The organism is Enterobacter sp. 4974935, from assembly GCF_058661735.1.
Genome location: NZ_JBZWGT010000003.1, coordinates 2,031,561 through 2,057,120 on the forward strand (window position 1 = coordinate 2,031,561; position 25,560 = coordinate 2,057,120).

Annotated in this window: 24 protein-coding genes; 7 read left to right on the plus strand and 17 right to left on the minus strand. The window is 54.2% G+C overall.

Annotation, left to right across the window (positions count from 1 at the left end; all coding sequences use genetic code 11):
- Window positions 1-11: 11 nt before the first annotated feature.
- Window positions 12-1,085 carry a porin OmpC gene (gene ompC, locus AC4OVS_RS10965; protein ID WP_022648207.1) on the minus strand — a complete coding sequence of 358 codons (1,074 nt, stop codon included), beginning with the start codon at window positions 1,083-1,085 and terminating at the stop codon, window positions 12-14.
- Window positions 1,086-1,708: 623 nt separating this feature from the next.
- On the minus strand, window positions 1,709-2,587 hold the full coding sequence (gene yddG, locus AC4OVS_RS10970; protein ID WP_045308154.1) for an aromatic amino acid DMT transporter YddG: 879 nt from the start codon (window positions 2,585-2,587) through the stop codon (window positions 1,709-1,711).
- Window positions 2,588-2,807: 220 nt separating this feature from the next.
- Here yddG and fdnG point away from each other — a divergent pair, with 220 nt between their 5' ends.
- The 3 genes from fdnG to fdnI are packed head-to-tail and all read left to right on the plus strand — an operon-like array spanning window position 2,808 to window position 7,400.
- Window positions 2,808-5,855 carry a formate dehydrogenase-N subunit alpha gene (gene fdnG / locus AC4OVS_RS10975; protein ID WP_491922395.1) on the plus strand — a complete coding sequence of 1,016 codons (3,048 nt, stop codon included), beginning with the start codon at window positions 2,808-2,810 and terminating at the stop codon, window positions 5,853-5,855.
- An 11-nt stretch (window positions 5,856-5,866) separates the two neighbouring features.
- Entirely contained in the window at window positions 5,867-6,751 is an 885-nt protein-coding gene (gene fdxH / locus AC4OVS_RS10980; RefSeq protein ID WP_003857048.1) for a formate dehydrogenase subunit beta, read from the plus strand.
- Entirely contained in the window at window positions 6,744-7,400 is a 657-nt protein-coding gene (gene fdnI / locus AC4OVS_RS10985) for a formate dehydrogenase-N subunit gamma (protein WP_023300174.1), read from the plus strand. The genes fdxH and fdnI overlap by 8 nt, the downstream gene beginning before the upstream one ends.
- A gap of 59 nt (window positions 7,401-7,459) precedes the next feature.
- Here fdnI and ppk2 read toward each other — a convergent pair whose 3' ends face one another.
- The gene (gene ppk2, locus AC4OVS_RS10990; protein ID WP_022648203.1) at window positions 7,460-8,278 is read right to left on the minus strand and encodes a polyphosphate kinase 2; all 819 of its coding nucleotides are present in this window, start codon (window positions 8,276-8,278) and stop codon (window positions 7,460-7,462) included.
- 161 nt (window positions 8,279-8,439) lie between these two features.
- Here ppk2 and araJ point away from each other — a divergent pair, with 161 nt between their 5' ends.
- Entirely contained in the window at window positions 8,440-9,615 is a 1,176-nt protein-coding gene (araJ, locus tag AC4OVS_RS10995; RefSeq protein WP_491922396.1) for an MFS transporter AraJ, read from the plus strand.
- Between the two features lie 39 nt (window positions 9,616-9,654).
- On the opposite strand, the gene AC4OVS_RS11000 is transcribed toward araJ, so the two are convergent.
- On the minus strand, window positions 9,655-10,857 hold the full coding sequence (locus tag AC4OVS_RS11000; RefSeq protein WP_155018917.1) for an NAD(P)/FAD-dependent oxidoreductase: 1,203 nt from the start codon (window positions 10,855-10,857) through the stop codon (window positions 9,655-9,657).
- 130 nt (window positions 10,858-10,987) lie between these two features.
- Between AC4OVS_RS11000 and AC4OVS_RS11005 the strand changes: the two genes are divergently transcribed.
- Window positions 10,988-11,497: an RrF2 family transcriptional regulator gene (locus tag AC4OVS_RS11005; protein WP_069596592.1), complete on the plus strand. Its 510-nt coding sequence runs from the start codon at window positions 10,988-10,990 to the stop codon at window positions 11,495-11,497.
- Window positions 11,498-11,536: 39 nt separating this feature from the next.
- Here the strand turns inward: AC4OVS_RS11005 and adhP are convergent, their stop codons facing one another.
- The 9 genes from adhP to AC4OVS_RS11050 form a co-directional block, all read right to left on the minus strand.
- Window positions 11,537-12,547, minus strand: coding sequence for an alcohol dehydrogenase AdhP (gene adhP / locus AC4OVS_RS11010; protein ID WP_022648199.1), 1,011 nt, complete (start codon window positions 12,545-12,547; stop codon window positions 11,537-11,539).
- Window positions 12,548-12,752: 205 nt separating this feature from the next.
- Complete coding sequence (locus AC4OVS_RS11015; protein WP_023300168.1) at window positions 12,753-14,462, minus strand: ABC-F family ATP-binding cassette domain-containing protein; 1,710 nt, start codon at window positions 14,460-14,462, stop codon at window positions 12,753-12,755.
- A gap of 586 nt (window positions 14,463-15,048) precedes the next feature.
- Complete coding sequence (locus AC4OVS_RS11020) at window positions 15,049-15,531, minus strand: DUF2778 domain-containing protein (RefSeq protein ID WP_491922397.1); 483 nt, start codon at window positions 15,529-15,531, stop codon at window positions 15,049-15,051.
- Entirely contained in the window at window positions 15,528-16,013 is a 486-nt protein-coding gene (locus tag AC4OVS_RS11025) for an Hcp family type VI secretion system effector (RefSeq protein WP_063152220.1), read from the minus strand. The genes AC4OVS_RS11020 and AC4OVS_RS11025 overlap by 4 nt, the downstream gene beginning before the upstream one ends.
- A 299-nt stretch (window positions 16,014-16,312) precedes the next feature.
- Window positions 16,313-18,010, minus strand: coding sequence for an NAD-dependent malic enzyme (locus AC4OVS_RS11030; RefSeq protein ID WP_022648194.1), 1,698 nt, complete (start codon window positions 18,008-18,010; stop codon window positions 16,313-16,315).
- 176 nt (window positions 18,011-18,186) lie between these two features.
- Window positions 18,187-18,324 (minus strand): stationary-phase-induced ribosome-associated protein, encoded by a 138-nt coding sequence (gene sra / locus AC4OVS_RS11035; RefSeq protein ID WP_023300167.1) that lies wholly within the window; start codon window positions 18,322-18,324, stop codon window positions 18,187-18,189.
- A gap of 95 nt (window positions 18,325-18,419) precedes the next feature.
- On the minus strand, window positions 18,420-18,635 hold the full coding sequence (gene bdm / locus AC4OVS_RS11040; protein WP_022648192.1) for a biofilm-dependent modulation protein: 216 nt from the start codon (window positions 18,633-18,635) through the stop codon (window positions 18,420-18,422).
- Window positions 18,636-18,776: 141 nt separating this feature from the next.
- On the minus strand, window positions 18,777-19,298 hold the full coding sequence (locus tag AC4OVS_RS11045) for a VOC family protein (protein WP_169441122.1): 522 nt from the start codon (window positions 19,296-19,298) through the stop codon (window positions 18,777-18,779).
- Window positions 19,299-19,349: 51 nt separating this feature from the next.
- Complete coding sequence (locus AC4OVS_RS11050) at window positions 19,350-20,201, minus strand: Vmh family MBL fold metallo-hydrolase (RefSeq protein WP_491922398.1); 852 nt, start codon at window positions 20,199-20,201, stop codon at window positions 19,350-19,352.
- 111 nt (window positions 20,202-20,312) lie between these two features.
- Here AC4OVS_RS11050 and AC4OVS_RS11055 point away from each other — a divergent pair, with 111 nt between their 5' ends.
- Both AC4OVS_RS11055 and AC4OVS_RS11060 read left to right on the plus strand, forming a co-directional pair.
- Window positions 20,313-21,200 carry a LysR family transcriptional regulator gene (locus AC4OVS_RS11055; protein ID WP_491922399.1) on the plus strand — a complete coding sequence of 296 codons (888 nt, stop codon included), beginning with the start codon at window positions 20,313-20,315 and terminating at the stop codon, window positions 21,198-21,200.
- A gap of 69 nt (window positions 21,201-21,269) precedes the next feature.
- Complete coding sequence (locus AC4OVS_RS11060) at window positions 21,270-21,698, plus strand: OsmC family protein (RefSeq protein WP_003857069.1); 429 nt, start codon at window positions 21,270-21,272, stop codon at window positions 21,696-21,698.
- Between the two features lie 30 nt (window positions 21,699-21,728).
- Here AC4OVS_RS11060 and AC4OVS_RS11065 read toward each other — a convergent pair whose 3' ends face one another.
- The 4 genes from AC4OVS_RS11065 to AC4OVS_RS11080 are packed head-to-tail and all read right to left on the minus strand — an operon-like array spanning window position 21,729 to window position 25,546.
- Entirely contained in the window at window positions 21,729-22,655 is a 927-nt protein-coding gene (locus AC4OVS_RS11065; RefSeq protein WP_023306245.1) for an oligopeptide/dipeptide ABC transporter ATP-binding protein, read from the minus strand.
- A complete protein-coding gene (locus AC4OVS_RS11070; protein ID WP_022648186.1) occupies window positions 22,648-23,634 on the minus strand; it encodes an ABC transporter ATP-binding protein in 987 nt (328 codons plus the stop codon). Before AC4OVS_RS11070 ends, AC4OVS_RS11065 begins: the two co-directional genes overlap by 8 nt.
- Window positions 23,631-24,527 carry a D,D-dipeptide ABC transporter permease gene (ddpC, locus tag AC4OVS_RS11075; protein WP_022648185.1) on the minus strand — a complete coding sequence of 299 codons (897 nt, stop codon included), beginning with the start codon at window positions 24,525-24,527 and terminating at the stop codon, window positions 23,631-23,633. Before ddpC ends, AC4OVS_RS11070 begins: the two co-directional genes overlap by 4 nt.
- Window positions 24,524-25,546 (minus strand): ABC transporter permease, encoded by a 1,023-nt coding sequence (locus AC4OVS_RS11080; RefSeq protein ID WP_003857077.1) that lies wholly within the window; start codon window positions 25,544-25,546, stop codon window positions 24,524-24,526. Before AC4OVS_RS11080 ends, ddpC begins: the two co-directional genes overlap by 4 nt.
- Window positions 25,547-25,560: the final 14 nt, after the last annotated feature.

The window sequence follows — 25,560 nt, forward strand, 5'->3', positions numbered from 1 at the left end:
ACTAACACCTCTTAGAACTGGTAGGTCAGACCTACAGCCACGATGTTGTCGGTAGCCACTTTGGCATCTTTGGTGAACTGGCTGTCATCCACGAGGTTGATTTTGTAATCAACGTAGGTGGACATGTTTTTGTTGAAGTAGTAGCTCGCGCCAACGTCAACGTATTCAACCAGGTCCTGGTCGCCATAAGAACCGATGTCTTTACCTTTGGATTTCAGGTAAGCGATGGATGGACGCAGACCGAAGTCAAACTGGTACTGAGCCACAACTTCGAAGTTCTGTGCTTTGTTGGCAACGTGACCGCTACCGAACGCCGTCATGTTGCGGGTTTCAGAGTAGGTGGTTGCCAGGTAGATGTTGTTCGCATCGTACTTCAGGCCAGCAGCCCAGACTTCTGCGTTTTCGCCACCGGCGTTCAGGTTGCTTGCAGCACGAACCTGACGGTCAGTACGGTCAGATTTCGCGTAGGTCGCACCCACACCGAAGCCGTCGAATTCATAGGTAGAAGACAGACCCCAGCCGTCACCGTTGGATTCGGTGATCTCTGAACGGTCGTTTTTACCCTGGTACTGGGCAGCCACGTTAAGGCCGTCAACCAGACCAAAGAAGTCGGTGTTACGGTAGGTGGCAACGCCAGTGGTACGACCGGTCATGAAGCCGTCAGTCTGCGTCCAGGTATCGCCACCGAACTCTGGCAGAACGTCAGTCCATGCGCCGATGTCATAAGCAACACCGTAGTTACGACCGTAGTCGAAGGAACCGAATTCATCGAATTTCAGACCAGCGAAGGCCAGACGGGTTTTGTTGCCGTCGGAACCCTGAGCTTCAGAGCGGTTGCCCTTGAACTCATATTCCCACTGGCCGTATCCGGTCAGCTGATCGTTGATCTGAGTTTCACCTTTGAAGCCCAGACGAACGTATGTTTTGTCGCCGTCGCTACCAGCATCATCAGAAAAATAGTGCAGACCAGTAACTTTGCCGTACAGATCCAGTTTGTTACCGTCTTTGTTAAAAACTTCAGCCGCGTTAACAACGCCAGCCGCCAACATGGAAGTCACTGCCACTGCAACTAATTTAAGTTTCATCTTAACTAACCCTTATAATTTTATTTAGGTATTTCCTAAGCCACCTGAGCGATTTTTAAACGAGGCTTATCGTCAATGGCAGACTATTTTTAAAATTCCGTAGACTGCTTTCAATAATAAGTTTCAAAATATTAAAGATAATTTCAATTAGTGTGATCCTGATCCGATAAATTTCCCTTAAATCGCTCAATAAGGTTACTTTATATACATAAATTGATTATTAACAAAACACGATAATAAGGCTGTAAATAGTTGCCATGCGTTTTTGTTTTTAGAGGGAGATAAAAGGGCTTGGCAGATAATGTCAAGGAATGGGGCGCGTTATTGACTTTTAAAACAGTGGTTTGTGGATTATCCGGAAGCCAGCAACTGCTTTTTAAAAGAAACATCCAGAAATAAACTATTGCACTATGTGCTATATCGCGCGGGAATATTGGGGTTGAATTAATTACACGCGTTGTCAGTTTATGTCAATTTCCACAACGGATCTGACTTTCTGTGAGTACTCTATACAGAAATAGAAATACATACGAATGTTATAAATCATATTCTTTATTGTGATCACATATTAAAATAATGTTAATTTTTACCGGGCATGATTCGTGCCCGGTAAAATTAAAATACTATTTGCGGGTGGCATACCAGCAAAGTAATGATCCGGCGCAAACCATTAATGCCCCTTGCCAGAATGAGAATGAAAGCGGAGAGCTCAGCATAATAGCCGCCAGCGCGGCAGAGAGTACCGGGGTGAAGTAGGAGACGGCCGCAAGCACAGTGACGTTACCGTGGAGGATCCCAATGTTCCAGGCGGCGTAGCCAAAGCCAAGGGCAACACCACACATCAACAGCTTCACGACTACCGGCACGCTGAATACCATTTCGGGCTGATCGCTGACGGCATATTTGACCCACAGGCTCAGGGCGGTCAGCAGGACGAAAAGAGTAATGCCATTTTGCCCTCTGGCATACCTGCTGGTGACGGTGCAGTAGGCGGCCCAGATAAAGGCACCGGCAAATGCCAGCCCGTAGCTCAGCGGGCTGGAAACGATGTTTTGCATGATGTCGTGAACGTGCAGCCCGTTTTCGCCGCCTAAGACCCAGCCCACGCCCAACAGGGAGATCGCTAAGCCGGGGATCACCCACAGGGTGGATTTTTGTCCGTTGAACAAAATGGCGAACACAATCGTCAGGCTTGGCCAGAGATAATTGACCATGCCCACCTCAATTGCCTGCGAGCGCGTCGCGGCAAAGCCAAGCGACAGGGCAAGGCACATTTCATAGCTGACAAACAGGACGCTGCCCGCAATGAGATAGCCTTTCGAAAACCGTTTAATATCAGGGAAACCTACCGTCGCCAGACACAATAATCCGCTGACGGTGTAGATCATCGCTGCGCCCCCCACCGGGCCAAGTCCCTCACTGACGCTGCGGATGAGACCCACCATGGTGCTCCACAGCAGTATGGCCACCAGGCCAATCAGCGTTGCTCTTTTTCTGTCCATTACCCTGCCAGTCTCATAAAAATCAAAGGGTAAACTTATAGCATCTAACCCATTCACCATGCGAATTTTCTGTTTCGCGGTTAACCCGAAAGGAGTAATAAATCATACCGGCGGTGACTATTAAGGGGGCGAAGTTCGGCGACCTTGATTTGACGCAAAAAAAACAGGGGCTTTGCTGTTAGTTTGCGGCGCGAAGTCTTATCAGATAACGAGGACAGCAATGGACGTCAGCCGCAGACAATTTTTTAAAATCTGCGCGGGCGGTATGGCCGGAACAACAGCCGCAATGCTGGGATTCGCTCCCAAAATGGCGCTGGCTCAGGCACGCAACTATAAACTGCTGCGCGCGAAAGAGATCCGTAACACCTGCACATACTGCTCCGTGGGTTGTGGGCTATTAATGTATAGCCTGGGTGATGGCGCGAAGAACGCCAAAGAAGCGATTTATCATATTGAAGGGGACCCGGACCATCCGGTGAGCCGCGGGGCGCTTTGCCCGAAAGGGGCGGGGCTGCTGGACTACGTCCACAGTGAAAACCGTCTGCGCTATCCGGAATATCGTGGGCCGGGCTCTGATAAATGGCAGCGCATCTCCTGGGACGAGGCCTTCTCACGTATTGCAAAACTGATGAAAGCGGATCGCGACGCCAACTTTATTGAAAAGAACGAGCAGGGCGTTACGGTAAACCGCTGGACCTCCACCGGGATGCTGTGTGCATCTGCGGCAAGTAATGAGACCGGCATGCTGACGCAAAAATTTGTGCGCTCCCTCGGCATGCTGGCGGTTGATAACCAGGCGCGCGTCTGACACGGACCAACGGTAGCAAGTCTTGCTCCAACATTTGGTCGCGGTGCGATGACCAACCACTGGGTTGATATCAAAAACGCAAACGTCGTGGTGGTGATGGGCGGTAACGCCGCTGAAGCCCATCCGGTGGGATTCCGCTGGGCGATGGAAGCGAAAAACAACAACGATGCGACACTGATTGTCGTCGATCCACGCTTTACGCGTACGGCATCGGTGGCTGATATTTATGCGCCGATCCGCTCCGGTACGGATATTACGTTCCTTTCCGGCGTGCTGTTGTACCTGATCGAAAACAATAAGATTAACGCGGAATACGTTAAGCATTACACCAATGCCGCCCTGCTGGTGCGGGAAGATTTCGCCTTCGAAGATGGCCTGTTCAGCGGCTATGACGCAGAGAAACGTCAGTACGATAAATCGTCCTGGAACTATCAATTCGACGAAAACGGCTACGCGAAACGCGATGAGACCCTGACCGATCCGCGCTGCGTGTGGAACTTGCTGAAACAGCATGTTTCCCGTTATACGCCAGACGTGGTGGAAAACATCTGCGGTACGCCGAAAGCAGACTTCCTGAAAGTATGTGAAGTGCTGGCCTCCACCAGTGCCGCCGACAGAACAACCACCTTCCTGTACGCGCTGGGCTGGACGCAGCATACCGTGGGCGCGCAGAACATCCGTACCATGGCGATGATCCAGCTGCTGCTCGGCAACATGGGGATGGCCGGTGGTGGTGTGAACGCCCTGCGCGGACACTCCAACATTCAGGGCTTAACCGATCTCGGCCTGCTGTCGACCAGCCTGCCGGGTTACCTGACCCTGCCGTCGGAGAAGCAGACCGACTGGCAAAGCTGGCTTGACGCCAATACGCCAAAAGCGACGCGTCCGGACCAGGTGAACTACTGGAGTAACTATCCGAAGTTTGCCGTCAGTCTGATGAAATCGTTCTACGGCGATGCGGCGCAGAAAGAGAATGACTGGGGTTTTGAGTGGTTGCCGAAATGGGATCAGGCTTACGATGTCATCAAGTATTTCAACATGATGGATAAGGGCGACGTCACGGGGTATATCTGCCAGGGCTTTAACCCGGTGGCGTCATTCCCGGATAAAAACAAAGTCGTTCGCAGCCTGAGCAAGCTTAAGTACATGGTGGTTATCGATCCGCTGGTCACCGAAACGTCTACGTTCTGGCAGAACCACGGCGAGTCTAACGATGTCGATCCGGCATCCATTCAGACCGAGGTGTTCCGACTGCCATCGACCTGCTTTGCGGAAGAGGACGGTTCTATTGCCAACTCTGGCCGCTGGCTACAGTGGCACTGGAAAGGTCAGGATGCGCCGGGTGAAGCGCGTAATGACGGCGAAATTCTGGCCGGGATTTACCATCGTCTGCGCGAGATGTACCGCACCGAAGGCGGCAAAGGCGCAGAGCCGCTGCTGAAGATGAGCTGGAACTACAAGCAGCCGGATCATCCTGAGTCCGAAGAGGTGGCAAAAGAGAACAACGGCGTGGCGCTGGCCGACCTGTACGATGCCAACGGCAATCTGGTGGCGAAGAAAGGCCAGTTGCTCAATAGCTTCGCGCTGTTGCGTGACGACGGCAGCACGGCCTCGTCCTGCTGGATCTACACCGGCAGCTGGACGGAGCAGGGTAACCAGATGGCCAACCGTGATAACGCCGATCCGTCAGGCCTGGGCAACACGCTGGGCTGGGCATGGGCGTGGCCGTTGAACCGCCGCGTACTGTACAACCGTGCCTCCGCAGACGTGAACGGTAAGCCGTGGGATCCGAAACGCATGCTGATCGAGTGGAACGGCACGAAGTGGACGGGGAACGATATCCCGGACTTCAACACCGCCGCGCCGGGCAGCAACACCGGGCCGTTTATCATGCAGCCGGAAGGGTTGGGGCGTCTGTTTGCCATCGACAAGCTGGCGGAAGGGCCGTTCCCGGAACATTACGAGCCGATGGAAACGCCGCTCGGCACTAACCCGCTGCACCCGAACGTAGTTTCCAGCCCGGTAGTGCGTATCTATGAAGATGACGTGCTGCGTTTAGGTAAAAAGGACAAGTTCCCGTATGTCGGAACTACCTACCGCCTGACCGAGCATTTTCATACCTGGACCAAACATGCGCGGCTTAACGCCATCGCGCAGCCGGAACAGTTTGTGGAGATAAGCGAAACGCTGGCGAAGGCGAAAGGCATTGCCAATGGCGATCGCGTGACGGTGAGCAGCAAGCGCGGCTTTATTCGCGCGGTAGCGGTGGTCACCCGTCGTCTGCAAAGTCTGAACGTACACGGCCAGCAGGTAGAAACCGTCGGCATCCCGCTGCACTGGGGCTTTGAAGGGGTGGCGCAGAAAGGTTACATCGCCAATACCCTGACGCCAAACGTCGGCGATTCCAACTCGCAAACGCCGGAGTATAAAGCGTTTCTGGTCAACATCGAGAAAGCGTAAGGAGCGATTAAATGGCGATGGAAACACAAGACATTATTAAACGCTCCGCGACCAACCCGATAACGCCCGCGCCTCGCGCGCGGGACTACAAGGCAGAAGTCGCCAAGCTGATCGATGTCTCCTCCTGCGTGGGCTGTAAGGCCTGCCAGGTGGCCTGCTCGGAGTGGAACGATATCCGCGACGAGGTGGGGCACTGCGTTGGCGTTTACGATAACCCGGCTGATCTGAGCGCCAAGTCCTGGACGGTGATGCGCTTTAGCGAAACCGACCAGAACGGCAAGCTGGAGTGGCTAATCCGTAAAGACGGCTGTATGCACTGTGAAGATCCGGGCTGCCTGAAGGCATGCCCGTCTGCGGGTGCAATTATTCAGTACGCCAACGGGATCGTCGACTTCCAGCAGGATAACTGTATCGGCTGCGGCTACTGCATCGCAGGCTGTCCGTTTAATATCCCGCGCCTCAATAAAGAAGATAACCGGGTCTATAAATGCACGCTGTGTGTCGATCGCGTCAGCGTCGGACAGGAGCCTGCCTGCGTGAAGACCTGTCCTACCGGGGCTATCCACTTCGGCACCAAAAAAGAGATGCTGGAAGTGGCGCAGCAGCGGGTGGATAAGCTCAAAGCGCGCGGCTATGACAAGGCCGGGATTTATAACCCGCAGGGCGTGGGCGGTACGCACGTCATGTATGTTCTGCACCACAATGACCAGCCGGAGCTGTATCACAATCTGCCGAAGGATCCGGCGATCGATACCTCAATCAACCTCTGGAAAGGGGCGCTTAAGCCGCTCTCAGCGGCGGGCTTTATCGCCACCTTTGCCGGGCTGATTTATCACTACATCGGTATCGGGCCGAATAAAGAGGTGGATGACGACGAGGAGGAGCATCATGAGTAAGTCGAAAATGATAGTGCGCACAAAATTTGTCGATCGCGCCTGTCACTGGACGGTGGTCATCTGCTTCTTCCTGGTGGCGGTATCCGGCATTTCGTTCTTCTTCCCGACGCTACAGTGGCTAACGGAAACCTTCGGGACACCGCAGATGGGGCGCATTCTGCATCCGTTCTTCGGCGTACTGATTTTCGTGGTGCTGATGTTTATGTTTGTGCGTTTCGTTCATCACAACATCCCTGACAAGCAGGATATTCCGTGGCTAAAAGGGATTGTTGAGGTTCTGAAAGGCAACGAGCATAAAGTCGCGAAGGTGGGCAAATATAACGCCGGGCAGAAGATGATGTTCTGGACCATCATGAGCATGATTTTTGTGCTGCTGGTGACCGGGGTGATCATCTGGCGTCCGTATTTTGCGCACTATTTCCCGATTCAGGTAGTGCGCTACGCGCTGTTGATCCACGCGACCTCGGCCATTATTCTGATCCACGCCATTCTGATCCATATGTATATGGCATTCTGGGTGAAAGGATCGATTAAAGGCATGATTGAAGGGAAGGTGAGCCGCCGCTGGGCGCAGAAGCACCATCCGCGCTGGTACCGCGACATTGAGCGTCTTGAAGCGCAAAAAGAGAGTTCGGAAGGGTTGAAGTAAACCTTGCGCCGTCGGCATTGTCCGGCGGCGCTGCGCTTGTGCTGGCCTGCTTCCCCGTATCAAAACCGCTCTGCAATATACCGGAAGGGATATTTTGTTGGCTTCACTTTGCCGATCTTGCGTTTCGGTAAATCCACCTTGTCAACGTGAATTTCTTTATAGGGGATCTGTGAAAGCAGATGCGAAATAATATTCAACCGAACCCGTTTTTTATCTTCTGAGCGCGCCACAAACCACGGCGCCCAGGCGGTGTCGGTCGCTTTAAACATCGCATCACGGGCGAGGGTATATTCATCCCACAGATTGAAAGATTTTATGTCCATTGGAGACAGCTTCCAGATCTTGCGACCATCATTAATGCGATCGCGCAGGCGGCGTTCCTGCTCTTTTGGCGTTACTTCAAGCCAGTATTTCAACAATATGATACCGGCATCGACCATCGCTTTTTCCATCACCGGCGTTCCATCAAGAAATTTGTCGGCCTGCTCTTCGGTACAGAAACCCATTACTCTTTCCACGCCTGCGCGGTTGTACCAGCTCCGGTCAAAAATGACGATTTCACCGGCAGAGGGCAGATGGGGAACGTAACGCTGAAAATAGAGCTGACTTTTCTCTTTATCGGTGGGGGCCGGTAACGCAACAACGCGAAACACCCGGGGGCTGACGCGTTCGGTGATGGCTTTGATGGCGCCGCCTTTACCCGCGCCGTCTCGCCCTTCAAAAACAATACAGACCTTTAACCCTTTGGCGACCACCCATTGCTGGAGCTTAACCAGTTCAACATGGAGGCGGCGAAGCTCTTGCTCGTACGCTTTGGTTTTGAGCGGCGCGTTTTTAACGACATCATCAACAACACGGGTTTTCTTCTTACTGACCATGGCGGGTCTCCCTATGGGTCCGGTCGCGGGATCGAGGCCGTACTAAGCGTGTAATCGGCCTGAATGAATGGATTAATGTGTCAGAAAGCTGATTTGAACTGGTTCACCATACAAGTTTAATCAATAATGCACGCTGCGTATTTTTTAACAGTGGTCGCGGTATGAAAAAAACAATTTTTTCGTTAGCACTGGCTACCTTTGGCCTGGGTATGGCTGAATTTGGCATCATGGGCGTGCTGACAGAACTGGCTCATGATACGGGCATTTCGATTCCCTCCGCCGGAAATATGATTTCGTTTTACGCTTTTGGCGTAGTGATCGGCGCGCCGATTGTGGCGCTGTTCTCCAGTAAATTTTCGCTGAAAACAACGCTGCTGTTTCTGGTGGCGATGTGCGTCGTCGGTAACGCGCTCTTTACCTTCTCTGACACCTACATAGGGCTGGCGGCGGGGCGCTTAATCTCTGGTTTCCCGCATGGCGCGATTTTCGGTGTGGGGGCGATAATCCTGTCAAAAATTGCGCCACCGGGTAAGGTGACGGTTGCTGTAGCAGGGATGATTGCCGGGATGACCGTTGCCAATTTGCTTGGCGTCCCGCTCGGGACGTGGCTGGGACATGAATTTAACTGGCGCTACACCTTCTTTTTGATTGCCGTCTTTGATGCGCTGGTGATCCTCTCTGTTCTGCTGTGGGTGCCAGACATTCACGACACGACAACCACCCGGCTGACAGAACAATTCCACTTCCTGAAAAAACCGGAACCGTGGCTGATTTTTGCCGCTACGATGTTTGGCAATGCCGGGGTGTTTGCCTGGTTTAGCTTCGTGAAGCCGTTTATGGTCAACGTGTCAGGCTTTTCCGAGGGCGTCATGACCGCGATCATGATGCTGATGGGGCTGGGCATGGTGCTGGGTAATGTCTTCAGCGGCAAGCTGTCGTCGCGCTTTAGCCCGCTGCGCATTGCTGCCACCACCGACATGGTGATTGTGGCTTCGCTGCTGTTACTGTTCGCGTTTGGCGAGCTTAAAACAGCTTCACTGGTAATGGGATTTGTTTGCTGCGCCGGGCTGTTTGCGCTCTCTGCGCCGCTGCAAATACTGCTGCTGCAAAATGCGAAAGGCGGCGAGATGCTGGGCGCCGCAGGCGGGCAAATGGCGTTTAACCTCGGCAGCGCAATAGGCGCGTATTTCGGTGGAATGATGATTACGCTCGGCTTTAGCTGGAGCTATGTCACGCTTCCGGCAGCGATGTTATCCTTCTCAGCAATGACCTCTCTGTTGATGTACGGTTTTTTATGTGCCAAAAAGCGTCAGGCCAACGCAGGAGCGCTGGCCTGATTTCACGCTTTGCCCGCTGGTCGCGGGCACAGGAGGGGACTACACGAATTTCGCCAGTGGGTCAGCGGCGGCAAATGCGACTGCTTTGTCTGCTGCTGGCGGGTAAATCAGTTCGTTGGTGATGGCGACTTTGATCTTTTTGCCTTCCTCGCGCACGGATTTAACACGCTGTTCCCAGCCCTCGGTGTACACCGCGCCCCAGCCACCCAGATCCAGACAGGTGACGTAATTCACCTGACGGTAAGGATACGGCTCCAGATTTAACAGGCTGGCAGCTGCGTTATGTCCGGCGAATTTCCCCAGCTGGATCGCGTGCTGGCAGGTCATCAGTGCCGTGTTGCCCGCATCGTCCGTTTTGGCGTGCGCCATATCACCCGTCGCGTAAACCTCCGGATGCGCAGGGACCTGCAACGTGTCGGTGACGATAAGGCGTCCCTGAGTGTCGCGTTCCCCGTCAATTTGCAGGCTTAGGGGGTTAGCTTCTACCCCTGCCGTCCACACTACAGTCGCGCTGGCAATGCGCTCTCCGTTTTTCAGCGTCACGCCGCTGGCATCAATAGCTTCAATTTCACTGTTTAAACGCCATTCAACATCCAGCGCGTTGCTTGCTTCTTCAATGGTGTTACGCAGCGCCTCGCTGTAACGCCCGCCAATGGTTGCACCTCTTTCAACTACGATTATTTTAGTCTTTGTATCGGCGCCGAAGCGGGTGCGAAGACGAGCAGGGAGTTCCGTTGCCAGCTCAATGCCGGTAAAACCGCCGCCACACACGACCACGGTATTGCGTTCTGGGGTGGAGGGGCGCGAAACCAGCGAATCAAGATGTTGCTCGAACAGCCTGGCGGAGTCGAGTTGGTCGATATCAAATGCGTATTCAGTCAGACCGGCAATCGGCGGACGTTTAGTCTGGCTACCGGTTGCGAGGATCAGACGTTCCCAGTTGACTTCGGCAATGGCGCCGTTTGAATCGCGATACAAAACGGTTTTAGATGAGGTATCAATATGTTGTGCTTCGCCCGAAATAAAGGCAATACCCAGCTCAGCAAACAGTTCGGTCAGTGGCGCGACCATCGTCGACACGTTCTCTTCATAAAAACGTGGACGAACGCGCAGTTCCGGCACCGGGGCCAGCACGGCAATGCTGAGGCTATTATTACCTTCCAGAGCAGAAAGACGCGCGGCGCTGACCGCAGCCCACATACCGGAAAACCCACTACCCACAATTAAAATCTGCTTTTTCATACTCGATCCTTTTGTTCGTCAGGCTGTGTGTCTGACATAACTGCCACTATACTTATCGGAGTTAACTACGACAACTTCTTTCTGAGTTAAAATTCGTTATAATGCAGCGAACAATAACCCGGAGTGAGCCATGGCGTTTTACAGTTCTGGTGTGGAATATGGCATTCATAGCCTGATGTGTATGGTGGATGCAAAAGGCAATGAGCGTGAGATGAGCGTCCGGGAGATGGCGGCCTTGCAGGGCGTACCGTACGACTATCTTGGGAAGATTTTCACTCGTTTGTCACGCGCGGGGCTGGTTATCAGCACCGAAGGCAAGGGGGGAGGATTCCGGCTGGCGCGTCCGGCAGAGCTGATCAGCGTGCTGGACGTGGCACACGCCATCGACGGCGATAAGAATATGTTCGAATGTCGGGAAGTGCGTCAGCGCCTGGCGGTATTTGATGAAACGCCACCGACCTGGGTCTGTGACGGACCGTGCGGGGTGCGATCGGTTATGGACAGCGCGCAGCAGCGGATGGAAGAGGAGTTAGGACGCCATACCATCCTGGATCTGGCGCGGAAGATGTATCGAAAAGCGCCGGACACGTTCCAGATCGAGGTTCAGGAGTGGATTTCCGATCGCCGTTCGTCTACGTGACAGGCCGGGCAGGGCAAACCCGCTACCCGGCCACCGCGGTTAAGAACGTAAATCAATCACCATACGGCCACGGATCTGGCCCTGTTCCATCTCTTTAAAGATGGCGTTGATATCTTCCAGTGGGCGCAGCGTGACTTTCGGAACCACCTTACCTTCAGCCGCAAACTGGAAGGCTTCGAGCAGATCCTGACGAGTACCCACCAGAGAGCCCACCACCTGAATCCCATCCAGGACCAGACGTGGAATATCCAGGCTCATCGCTTCCGGCGGCAGGCCAACAGCCACCACGCGGCCTCCGGCGCGAACCGCGTCAACGGCAGAGTTGAAGGCCGCTTTCGCTACCGCCGTCACCACTGCCGCATGTGCGCCGCCGGTTTTCTCCTGAATCACTTTTGCCGCATCTTCACTGCGGGAGTTCACGGTTAAGTCTGCGCCCATGCTGGCAGCGAGTTTCAACTGCTCGTCATTCACGTCAATGGCGATAACTTTCGCATTAAAGACATTTTTGGCGTATTGCAGTGCGAGGTTGCCCAGACCGCCCAGGCCATAGATCGCAATCCACTGGCCGGGTTTGATCTCAGAGACTTTTACCGCTTTGTAGGTGGTGACACCGGCGCAGGTGATGCTGCTGGCCGCCGCAGAGTCCAGCCCCTCCGGGACTTTAACCGCGTAATCCGCGGTCACGATGCACTCTTCCGCCATGCCGCCGTCGACGGAGTAACCCGCGTTTTTTACGTCACGGCACAGAGTTTCGTTGCCGGTATTACAATATTCACAGTGGCCACAGCCTTCGAAGAACCACGCCACGCTTGCACGATCGCCAACTTTCAGTGACGTGACGCCCGGACCAATCTCTTTGACAATACCAATCCCTTCATGGCCGAGGATCACCCCGGTCTTGTCGCCAAAATCGCCATTTTTAACATGGAGATCGGTATGGCAAACGCCACAGCACTCCATCTTCAGCAGCGCTTCACCATGTTTGAGCGCGCGTAAGGTTTTCTCTGTAACGTTAACCTGATGATCCTGAGTGACAACAGCAGCCTTCATGTGTTTCTCCTTTTACTAATGAGTATCTGCATAGCAGGTGTAATACCCATTAAGGATTAATACTTTGGCGCTGTAATGCAAGGCAACCGCAACATAATGTCATCAATTAATTCAGTTTCAGATTAAGAATACGGTGATCCTCTAATAATCAGTAGGGGAAAACGCTAACGTAAAAAACCCGGCGTAACGACCGCCGGGTACAGATTTATAGTTGGGCTTCTATCTCCTCAATCTCTCTTCGCCATTGCGCCTGCAACTGCGGTTTTTGGTGTTTTGGCTTGCGCGCCAAATCCTCTTCCAGCAGCATTTCCAGGGCAACCAGGCGTTCGAGCAGATCGTCAGACGCTGAAGGTGGTGCCTTCGATGCAGTCTTCGACGCCTCAGGCACCACCGGACCGGTGCCCGCACGCAGGCGCTCAAACACCGCCTCCGCATCGTGCCATTCGTTAAGCCTGCCGTCCTCAATCAGCCAGTAGCGGTTACAGCTCTGGCTAATTAACTGACGATCGTGGCTCACCAGCAGCACTCCGCCTTCAAACTGTTGCAGTGTTTCCGCCAGCGCCTCTTTGCCTTCCATGTCCAGGTGGTTGGTTGGCTCATCCAGCATCAGAAGGCTATAGCGAGCAAGCGTCAGGCCGATGAACAGCAGCCGCGAACGTTCCCCACCGCTCAGCGTACTGACTTTTTGTCCGTGTCGCGCCCACGGGAACCCGGCACTGATGAGGGCCATTTTACGGGTCTGCGGATCTGGCGCGAAAGGCTCCAGCGCGTCAAAGATTGTTGCCTCCTCCGAAAGCTGATTCAGCGTCTGATCGTAATAGCCTGGCGACACGCGAGGATGAAGTTTCAGGCCAGCCTCTGAAGGTTCACCTGAGAAATGCCGCCAGATAAGCTTCATCAGTGATGATTTGCCGCAGCCATTACGCCCGACGATAGCCACGCGATCGCCACTTCTAAGCCGCGCAATGTCGACGTGAAACAGCTCAGACAGGCCAGGCTCAGGCGCTACGCTTAGGTTTTCCATCTCCAGTAGCCGGTCTGCCCGCAGGGCGTCACCGCGCAGGGTTAATGTCCACGGACTGCCTGCGGTGAGCTCTGTCTGACTCTCCTTAAGCCGTTCGACCTGCTTTTCCATCTGTTTGGCTTTGCGGGCCAGATCTTCGTTATCGTAGACCTTGCCCCAGGTGGCCAGCCGTCTGGCACTGGCGGTTACGCGGTCAATCTCCTTTTGCTCCGCCTTATGCCGCAGCGCATCACTTTCGTCTTTGGCTACCAGCGCCTGACGCGCGGCGGTGCAGGGAAGGGCGAAGTAGTGCAACATCTTATCGCGCAGGATCCAGCTGCCGTTGGTGACGGCATCCAATAGTTGCCTGTCGTGTGAGACCAGCACAAAGCTGCCGGACCAGTTCTGTAAAAACTGTTCCAGCCAGAGCAGGGTCGGCAAATCGAGGTGGTTACTCGGTTCGTCCAGCAGTAACAGATCCGGATCGCCGATCAGCGCCCGCGCCAGCAGAAGACGCGTGTGCTGCCCGCCGCTCAGCGTTGCCGACGTTAAGGCCATGTCCTGCGGTGTAAAGCCCATACCCGCCAGCAGCGTTTCAGCTTTCCAGTGCAGACTCTCGCGTTCAGTCGCGGGCAGTTGCGCCAGCACGGCATCCAGCATGGTCAGGGGATAAATGGCTTCTGGCAGGTGTTGCTCAACGCGCGCCATCAGACAGTATCCGGCCAATGCGACGGTTCCGGCAGCAGGGGAGTCTGTGCCGTCCAACACCTTCAGCAACGTACTTTTGCCGCAGCCGTTGTCGCCCAGCAGGCCAATACGGTCGCCTTTTTTCAGCGTAAAGGAGAGGGAGTCGAATAGCGTGCCAAACGCCGTATCAACACGTAAAGATTGTGCAGTGAGTAAAGTGCTCATTGTTGCTTACCCAAGAGTTACAGGCATGTTTATGCCTCGTCAAACATCGCTGACGATAACTCAGTAAGCCCGAGAGAAGGGATTTCAGGGGTTGGTGTCTTCGCTCAAGCGGAAGTTATCGCAGCACGATACCGATAACGCTTGAGCTGGTGCGATCACCAAATGTATGTGAAACATTGAAAATTTCACAGTACAGCATAATTGGCCTCCTTATAAGTTAAGTGATTATTAGTAACCATCACTATACAACATTTTCATAGAATGAACATACTACTGCGGCAAAAAGCGATATCTTCGGTTGCGGATACAGAACTAAGCGCGTGATGTGATAAAAGGAAGGGCAGCGTCGCTGCCCAGAATCATCTTTTTCGTATAAGCAAATACAGGGATAGCGTGATTACAGACGCAATGAATATGGCCATGCCGAAGAAAACATACAAAACAAAATCCATTATCCTTTCGTCGCCATATATTCCAAAAAGCTCCACAAAATCGTACTGCGTTTCTGGTGGAACAATCTTGTAGAGTGTGAACATTGATAGAAACACGGCTATACACCACAACAACACAAGGAATGCCGCCTTCATTAATAGACCTGCACAACGCCATGTGCAATCATGTAGTTTCCCAATTGCTGCCCTCCAGTTCGAAGTAAGGCTGATGCCAGAATCTTAAAATCGCTCTGACTATAAAGTGTAATACAACCCTTACTTATGCCAGATGGCCCGATAGGGTGTAACCGGAATTCACCTTGCCTTACGCCTTTCACAAAAGTCTCATCATTTATCAATCCGTCATCGCGATATAATGCAAACCATTCGTTCCGATTCGAACCGGTGAAAAATGCGTTAACACTATCCTTAGTTTGAGTATACCAACCCCCTAATCCACGTAAAAGTATGTTATAGGGACCAGGTGGGAGTGGGCCGATATCAGTTATATTTGCGCTTTCTGCACGGTTCGTCGCGTCACCATTCCCTGAAAATGCAGGAAAAAAGCCAACTCCGGGCACAGACAAAGTAGCGTACGTACCTCCGTTGAGGTGGAAAAAGCACTGTAGGAGATTCATGATCTGTCATTCCAGGAATCAGCAAAGATGATATTACCGTCACAGTGTCGCCATGTGATCTTCTCGTAACGGAGGGAAATATTTTCTAAATGATTATGTTTTTCCATTGCTGGATTTTTTACGTCATGCATCACCGGGCATATTGAGACCACTTTAACGTTCTCAAGGAACATGTTGAAGTATTCGACCTCTTGACCAGCATCATTGATTTTGTACCACTTAAACTCGGCACTTTTTAGCGTTTGGCCTTTTGCTACAGCCTTGTATAAGTAAGGGCTGGAACTGTCGAACTCCTTTTCAAAAACCAGAGCGCTATGCATGCGCGTACCCGTGATTTTTCCTGGCATATTATCTGTCGGTAGATGCAGTCCATGACCGAATCCTAATACTTCAATACTGCCCTCGCGATATTGCACATCAACCGCGCCTTTGATTTCTGCGCCGCCGTCATCTTTCAGCCATAGATATGCTGGGATTGCCATTTCAAAACTCCTTTTCAATAAATGAATTTAGTGATGCAAAACGTTACTAAACGCTTAAGAAAAACTATTTGTTAGGCAAGAAGTGTTATGTAAAATTTATATATTTTAAAAGGATATAGATTTTGATTAGGTATGCATTTTTAAAATGATCGATCCTGCTGCATTTTTAAAGCCAAATTATCATGAGTGACTTTCAACAAAGCATTTATAGGCAGGATTAAGGGAATTAGAGGAAAAAGGGAGAAGGGACTTCACGTTCCCTCTCCCTTGTGAAGAGAGGGAACGTTCAAAACTCCGATTTAAATCGAAGTACGACGATAGCTACGGTATTCCGGCATCCAGAAGTTATCATCAATCGCCTGCTGCAACGCATCGGCAGAGGTTTTCACCGCGACGCCTTGCTGCTGCGCCATTTTGCCTACCGCGAAGGCAATTGCGCGGGACACTTTGTGAATGTCTTTCAGCTCCGGCAGTACCAGGCCTTCACCGTTATTCACCAGCGGAGAGTGACCTGCCAGCGTTTCGCTCGCGGACATCAGCATTTCGTCGGTGATGCGGGACGCGCCGGAGGCGATAACTCCCAGACCAATACCCGGGAAGATATAGGAGTTATTGCACTGCGCGATGGGGTAGAGTTTGTCCTTCCACACCACCGGATCAAACGGACTGCCGGTTGCGACCAGTGCCTTACCTTCGGTCCAGGCGATGATGTCCTGCGGCGTTGCCTCCACGCGTGAAGTCGGGTTAGACAGCGGCATCACGATAGGGCGTTCGCAGTGCTTGTGCATCTCGCGAATAATCTCTTCCGTGAAGAGGCCGGTCTGCCCGGACACGCCGATCAGAATGTCCGGCTTAACGTTGCGCACCACGTCAAGAAGCGAGAGCACTTCGTTATCCGTATCCCAGTTTTTCAGGTTTTCGCGTTTCTGCACCAGTTTGGTCTGGAACGGGAGTAAGTTTGGCATGCCGTCGGTCAGCAGGCCAAAACGGTCCACCATAAAGACGCGGGAGCGGGCCAGCTCTTCGCTTAAGCCTTCGCGCTGGGTCTGGGCAATAATTTGCTCGGCGATGCCGCAGCCCGCGGAGCCTGCACCCAGGAAGACAATTTTCTGATAGCTGAGCTGGCTGCCTGCCGCACGGCTCGCAGCAATCAGCGTACCGACGGTCACTGCCGCAGTGCCCTGAATGTCATCGTTGAACGAGCAGATCTCATCGCGGTAGCGGTTCAGCAGCGGCATGGCGTTTTTCTGTGCGAAGTCTTCGAACTGCAACAGCACGTCAGGCCAGCGGTGCTTCACGGCCTGGATGAAATCATCCACAAACTGATAGTACTCGTCGTCGGTAATGCGCGGGTGACGCCAGCCCATGTACAGCGGATCGTTCAACAGTTGCTGGTTATTGGTCCCCACGTCAAGTACCACCGGCAGGGTGTAGGCCGGGCTGATCCCGCCGCAGGCGGTATACAGCGAGAGCTTACCGATGGGGATCCCCATCCCGCCAATGCCCTGGTCACCGAGGCCCAGAATACGTTCGCCATCGGTCACCACGATCACCTTGATGTTGTGGTTAGGCACGTTTTGCAGAATGTCATCCATGTTGTGACGGTTCTGATAAGAGATGAACACACCGCGGGAACGACGGTAGATCTCTGAGAAGCGTTCACACGCCGCGCCGACGGTGGGGGTGTAAATGACGGGCATCATCTCTTCAAGATGGTTCTGCACGAGGCGGTAGAAGAGGGTTTCGTTGGTGTCCTGAATATTACGCAGGTAGATGTGTTTATCGATTTCGGTTTTAAAGCCCTGATACTGGATCCAGGCACGTTCTGCCTGTTCTTCAATGGTCTCAACCACTTCAGGCAGCAGGCCCAGCAGGTTAAAGCTGCTGCGCTCTTCCATGCTAAAGGCGCTGCCTTTGTTCAGAAGGGGGAACTCCAGTAAAACCGGACCGGCGTAAGGAATATAAAGGGAACGATGTTTTTTCAGTTTGTTGTCCATGTCACTCACTCTTTTTAAGAAGATCCGTCCCTGACACTGCTGTTTGTCATCTTTCTGGCCTGTGCTACGGGGTGCGGTCGGTTGGTATTATAAAGGAGCTGAATATTAATTACCGCAACACATAAAGAAAAACACCACCGGGGTGACCGATGGTGTTGTGAATATCGTGCCGGAACTTACTTGCCGGAAGGGCGTTTTCTGCCGGTAGCGTGGGTAACTTGCGTTTCGCTACCCTCCTCAATAACCACTTTACGCTGGTTAGAGAGCTTGTAGTTCAGTCCCAGAATATGGCGTGCCTGACGGTTCGATTTCATGTTAACTCCTCAATCCTGTTGATAGTTTTAAGGACAAGCTTGCTTACGCAAACGAAATGTAACCCCTTAGGTTGCAGATCCAGCTTAGCAGGTTTTTACAGAGGTGCGTTTCGCCCACTAACCACATAGTTGATGGTTTGCTGGTAGATGTCACTGAGGATGTCATTGTCCGTGGCTTCCACCCACTTGGTCAGTTCCATCAAAATGTCATCTTCAGTAACAACACCGTGCTCGGCGTGAAGACCTTGTGCGATCGCATTAACAAGTTCCGGTTGTGCTGCTGTGGTATGTGCCGGGTAATAAGTAAACATGCTGCCTCCGTGTCGTTGTCTGTTTAATGTTACGGCGTGCAAAATCGTAATTCACATTCAGATTGGCAAATATTTTTGCCGTTGTGGTTCAGATTCGTCCTGGAATTAAAAATAACATCTCCCGTAGCACAGAAATAAAACTCAGGGTTTCCAGCGGCGTAAATTCGTGGTTTTTTCATAAGGCATGGGCGTCGGCCAGGAGATCAATTCCACAATGCTGCCCCAGGGGGTTTGACCATAGCAGAAAGCATTGCCTTCACCTTGCTCATCCGGAAAGCTAAGCGGCTTCGGCGCGGTGAACATCTCGCCGCCGGCGGCGGTGAAAGCCGCGATGGCACTATCAAAATCATCAACATAAACAGCAAAATGCTGAAGTCCAAAGTCGCTGGCGCGAGCGGGCAATCCCTGTTCAGGGCCATGCATTTCGAAAAGTTCTATGCCTGGTCCGTGCGGCATAACAAGCATGCGAATGGCATGAATTTTAGTGCCGGGAAATAATTTTAAGGTGTGTTGCTGGGCGGGCTGATCGATATTATCGGTTTCTGCATCGACAGAATGATATAAAACCTGTGCGCCGAAAGCGCGTTCAAAAAATAGGGTGGCTTTTTCAATGTCGGGCACCGTAATACCGATATGGTCAATACCCCTTACTGACGATGTCATAGTAAACTCCTGCTATAAAAAATTTAAATATAGCAGGAGATAGTCAGCTTATTACCACTTCATTTCGCCGGTATTCACTTTGGCACTCAGTTCCAGCGAACTGGCTTCCGCAAGGTTCGGCCACTGTTTTTTCATCGCGATGATGACGTCGGTAGACGCTTTATGTGTCGTGAGGGCCTTTTCAAACTGCTGTAGATAGCGACGGGTAAAGTCGATAGCGCCGGTACCCGCTGGCGGTGTCCCAAGGTAGTGGCCCGGAATAACGCGTTCGGGCTTAAGGGCAGCCATGCTATCCAGCGTCTGCTGCCACTGTTTACGGCTTTCCGGCGTTTGGGTATCCGCCGTCCAGACGTGAATGCCCCATGAGACGCCCGTGCCGCCGAGGATGGTTTTGGCGGATGGGATCCAGACGTACGCCGCATAGCTTTCAGGCTCTTCAATGCTTACTCTCTCACCGTCAATCATAAAGGTGGTTGAGGCAAGCACTTGCGGCACGTAGAGCTGCGTCGGCGCGCCATCTTTCATCTGTGGCCCCCAGAAGGCGAGCTTCGCGTCTTTTGTGGCCCTGATATGGTCCACCACCTGTTGCGTGGCGACAACTTTGGCATTAGGGAAGGCTTTCATAAGCGGTTGCAGGCCGAAATAGAAATCCGGATCGCCGGAAGTGATCACGATTTTGTTCAGCGTTTTACCGCTGTGGCGAATTTTTTCTACCAGCGCTTCGCCATCTTTCACGCTGAACTGGGCGTCAAACAGTACCGCCTCTACCGGACCAGATACCAGCGTGGAAGAAACGGCAAAAATGCCTTTTTCCTGCGGGTTATACGTATCAACGGCCAACGGCGCGGCAAAGACGGCCGGAGTGAAAAGGGTTGTCAGCAAAGCAAGGCGGGCGATTGTCATGGTCAGGTCTCTGTTCTTCAGGAAAGTCTCTATTGTACGGATCTCTGCATTTGCCAGAATTCCTGAAACAGGAGATGCTTAGTTTCGTAGATCGAGCAAATGGAGGTCAAAATGGATCGCGTTATTGCCGCCCAGGTGTACAACCGCATCTGTGAGCTGGGGAGTTTAAGCGCGGCGGCGCGGGCGCTGGGGATCTCCCGTCCAATGGTGAGCCGTTATCTGGAGCAGATGGAGAAGTGGGCCGGGGCGCGGCTGGTTAACCGCTCCACCCGCAAGCTGACGCTGACGGCGGCGGGGGAGAAGGTCCTGCAAAAGACGCGCACGCTATCGCAAATTTCTCAGGAAATTGAAGATCAGTCAGTGAAGGATTTACCCTCAGGCACGCTTCGTGTCGCCTGCGCGCATTTTACCGCGATGCAGATTATCGCTCCGGTGCTGCCCGATCTGTTGCAGCGTTACCCTCAACTGCGCATTGAGCTGGATGTTAACAACCATCCGGTGAGCCTGGTGGGCGAGCGAATTGACGTGGCGATCCGCATTACCGATAACCCCGAACCGGGTATGATCGCTCGCCGGTTGGGAGAGTGTCGGTCCGTGCTTTGCGCCTCGCCGCACTACCTTGCAAGCCGGAGCGTTCCAGAGGAACTGGAAGACTTAGCCCGGCACAACTGCCTGCATTACAGCTTTTTTGCCGGTCAGTCGTGGCGTTTTTTAACGCCGGCAGGGGAGCCGGTCACGACGGCGGTCAGCGGCAATCTCAGCGCCAGCATCTCATCTCTGCTGATGGAGGCGGCGATAAATCACTGTGGTATTGCCATGCTGCCCGAGCGCGAGGCCGACGCGGCGCTACGGCAGGGAAGCCTGGTGCCGGTGCTCAGCGCCTATACGCCAAAACCGATCGGCATTTTTGGTATTTATCAGTCGCGAGACTATCAGCCTGCGGCGCTGCGTGTGTTCCTCGACGCGCTGGCAAACCACCTTGCCACGCGATCGGACTAGTCTGTCTTCCCTGCAAAATAGATTATGCGTCCTATACTTATCCCTTTGTAAGCCAAAAGGAGAGCAAGAATGACGATTCATAAGCACGGTTCAGCACACTGGTCTGGCGACATCAAGCGCGGCAAAGGGACGGTATCGACCGAAAGTGGCGTCCTTAACCAGCAACCTTACGGCTTTAACACCCGCTTCGAGGGCGAGAAAGGGACTAACCCGGAAGAGCTGATTGGCGCAGCGCACGCGGCCTGTTTCTCTATGGCCCTGTCGCTAATGCTGGGCGAAGCGGGTTATACCGCCGATTCCATCGATACCACGGCGGATGTCTCGCTGGATAAAACCGACAGCGGTTTTGCCATCAGCAAAGTCGCGCTGCAAAGCAAGGTGACGGTACCGGGTATCGATCCGCAGCAGTTCGACGGCATTATCCAGAAAGCCAAGGCCGGTTGCCCGGTCTCGCAGCTGTTGAAAGCGGAAATCACGCTGGATTACAAACTGAACTGATATCGGGCCGGGCGCATGCCCGGCTCATTTTTAACGGTTACGCCAGCAGCGCACGCTTCGGCTTGCGGAAGAGGGCTGGAGCTGTTGCGGCTGTTCACATCCCTGCGTCGCCAGCGAACAGCGGTCGCGGAAATAGCACCCAACGGGCAGGTGGCGATTACCCGGAAGATCGGTTTTTCGCAACGCCAGATCCTCATCCAGCGGTTCTCCGGTCCGGGGAACGGAGTCAAGTAGCAGCTGCGTATAAGGATGGCGCGGCTGACCCAGCACCTGGTTCGCCGGACCCAGTTCCACGATTTGCCCCAGATACATTACCGCCACCCGGTCGCTCATGTGCCGGACCACCGAGACGTTGTGCGAGATCAGCACGTAGGTCAGATTTCGCTGCTGTTGCAGGGCAACCAGCAAATTGAGGATCTGTGCCTGGACGGAAATATCCAGCGCGCTGGTGGGTTCATCCAGCACGATGATGTCCGGATCCGAAGAGAGCGCCCGGGCAATAGCGATTCGCTGGCGCTGTCCGCCCGAAAACGCATGCGGCAGGCGGTCAAGATATTCCGCTCGAATCCCAACCTGCTGCGCCAGCGTTTCAGCCAACTGACGACGCTCCCGTTCGCTGCGACGTTGCTGTATCCACACCGGCTCGGTGATGGTGCGCCAGACGGGTAAACGCGGATCGAGGGACGAGAGCGGGTCCTGAAATACCATCTGCATACCACCCGCCGCATTCGCGCGCTGACAGGCACCGGTACTCGGTTTGAGCATGCCCATCAGCAGCTGCGCCAGCGTGCTCTTTCCACAGCCGGATTCCCCCACAACGCCCAGCGTTTCGCCGCGATGGATCCGGAGATCCATGCCGTTAAGGGCGTGTACCTGTTCCGTCACGCGCCCCAGCCAGTTTTTGCGCGCAGGAAAATTCACATGCACGCTATCCAGTTCCAGCAGTACCTCAGACATGGCGTCTCTCCTGTTGTGGGTACCAGCAGGCAGCCTGCTGGCCTTCTGCGCCCGTGGAAATTAAGCGCGGCGTTTCGCTGCATTTCGCCCCGGCAGCAAAACAGCGTTCGCGAAAAGCACATCCGCGCGGGAGGTGGCTGAGGTTAGGTACCGTGCCGGGAATGGCCGGGAGGATCTCGCGCGGTTCACCATTTTCCGGGGCACACCGCAGCAGGCCAATCGAATAGGGGTGCACAGGATGGTGGATCAAGGTCTGCGTGCTGCCGCTTTCGATCACGCTGCCCGCGTACATAACGTACATCCGGTCACAAAGCTGCGACACCACCGCCATATCGTGACTGATAAACAGCACCGACGTTCCGCTGGCGCGCGCTTTATGTTTCAGCAGACGCAGCACCTGAAGCTGGACGGTCACATCCAGCGCGGTAGTGGGTTCATCAGCGATGATTAGCTCCGGCTCGCAGGAGAAGGCAAGGGCGATCATTACCCGCTGGCGCATACCGCCGGAAAGCTCAAACGGATAGCGATCCATTACCTGCGCCGCATCCGGGATTTGCATCTCGCCCAGCAGGGAGATCGCCTTCTGCCGCGCGTCGCGGCGGGAAAGCGACTGATGCTGGCGGATCACCTCCACCATCTGCCTGCCAATCCGGCGCGTGGGGTTAAGCGCCGTCATCGGCTCCTGAAAAATCATCGCCACCCTGGCGCCGCGCCACTGACGAAGCTGTTTTTCCGACGCGTTCAGCACATCTTCCCCGAGCAGCGTGACCCGGCCATGGTGAACATGGTAACTGCCTTCCGGCAGCAGGCGCATCGCCAGCATCGCGGTGACCGATTTTCCCGAGCCGGATTCGCCCACCACGCCGACAATTTCACCCCGGCCAATCTCCAGCGAGACGTGGTTGAGCGCGTGGACGTCACCGCGAAAAATGGGGAAGCTCAGGTGCAAATCTTCAATCGATAATACGGAATCACTCATGACTGCTTCCCTCCTGATTTGGGATCCAGCAGGTCGCGAAGTCCATCGCCAAACAGATTAAAGCCAACCGCCGTGATCAGAATTGCCGCCCCCGGAAATGCGCAGTACCACCACTGGTCAAGCACGTAGTTACGCCCTACGGCCACCATTGCCCCCCATTCGGCGGTCGGCTGCTGCGCGCCTAATCCAATAAAGCCCAGCGTGGCGGCCATCAGAATGGCGCTGCCGATATCCAGCGACGCTTGTACGATCAGCGGCGGCAGGGCGTTACGCAGGATATGCCAGCTGATCAGGTGCCAGCGCGATGCGCCAAAGGTGCGGGCGGCCAGCACGTAGGTGAACTGGCGCACCACCAGCGTTTGCCCGCGTGCCAGCCGCACGTAAAACGGAATGCGTACAATCGCAATCGCCAGCATCGCGTTAAACAGGCTTGGGCCGAGCGCGGCGGCTAGGGCCATCGTCAGCACCAGCGAGGGGATGGAGAGCATAATGTCCATGATGCGCATAATGATGGCGTCGCCGCGCCCGCCAAGTACGCCGGACAAACAGCCGAGCAGCGAACCGATGCCGCCCGCAATCACCACCACCGCCAGCCCCGCTGTGATGGACTGCTGGCTGCCCACCAGCACGCGGCTGAACAGATCCCGGCCCACCTCATCGGTGCCAAACCAGTGCTGGGCTGACGGTGCCTGCAAGCGCGCGGTCAGATCCAGCGCGTTCGGATCGTGCGGGACTATCCACGGCGAGACCACCATCATCAGCAGCATCACGATCATAATGACCCCGCCGATCAGCGTGAGCGGGCTTTTGCGTAACATCCAGAACAGCTTTGCCCAGTTGATGCGCTGTTTAGCGGTGCTGACGGGGACGGGCGTTTCCTGAGTTAACATCATTCGGCACCTCCGCGCCCGATTCGCGGGTCGATCCACAGGTACAGCAGATCCACCACCAGATTAACGAAGACATAGGCCAGCGATACCACGACCGCGAAGCCCATGACGGCGGGGAAGTCCAGCGCCTGAATGGAGGTCACCACCCAGGCCCCCATTCCCGGCCAGGCAAACACGGTTTCGGTAAGCACCGCCCCGTACAGCAGATCGCCCAGCGCCAGCCCGAGCACGGTAATGGAGGGGATCATGGCGTTGGGTAAGGCGTAGCGCAGGACGATGTACCAGCCCGGCAACCCGCTCGCGCGGGCGGTACGAATATAATCCTCGCTCAGTTGCTCCAGCATCGCGGAACGTACCTGACGCGCCACAATACCCAGATGCACGAAGGCCAGGGTCAGGGAGGGTAAAATCAGGTGCTGCAGGGCGTTGAAAAACACCTCGCCGTTGCCTTCCAGCAGAGCGTCCAGCAGATAAAAACCGGTAACGTGGGCGGGCGGATCGAGCCAGTCGTCCAGCCTGCCGCCGCCGGGCAGAATTTGCAGTTGACCGTAGAACAGAACGATAACTCCCAGTCCCAGCCAGAAGGCAGGCGTCGAGATGCCCGTCATCGCCATCAGTCGCACCAGGTGATCCAGCCAGCGGTTACGGTACACCGCCGATAAAATGCCCAGCGGCACGCCAATCACCAGCGCCAGCAGCAGGGAGCAAAAGGCAAGCTCCAGCGTGGCGGGGAAAAAAGCTTTCAAATCTTCCGCAACGGGGCGACCGGTGCGAATAGACGTGCCCAGATCGCCATGTGCCAGCGCCTCAACGTAGCGGCCAAACTGAATATAGAGTGGTTGATCCAGCCCCAGTTGCTGGCGGATGCCCTGCACGATTTCATCGCTGGCGCGATCACCGGCCAGCAGGCGGGCCGGATCGCCGGGGATCAGGTGTGAAATAATAAAAGTAATAATACAGACACCGGCCACCACCAGGATTAACCCCCAGCAGCGCTGGCGCACAATGCTCCAGAACGTCATACACTTCCCCCAGG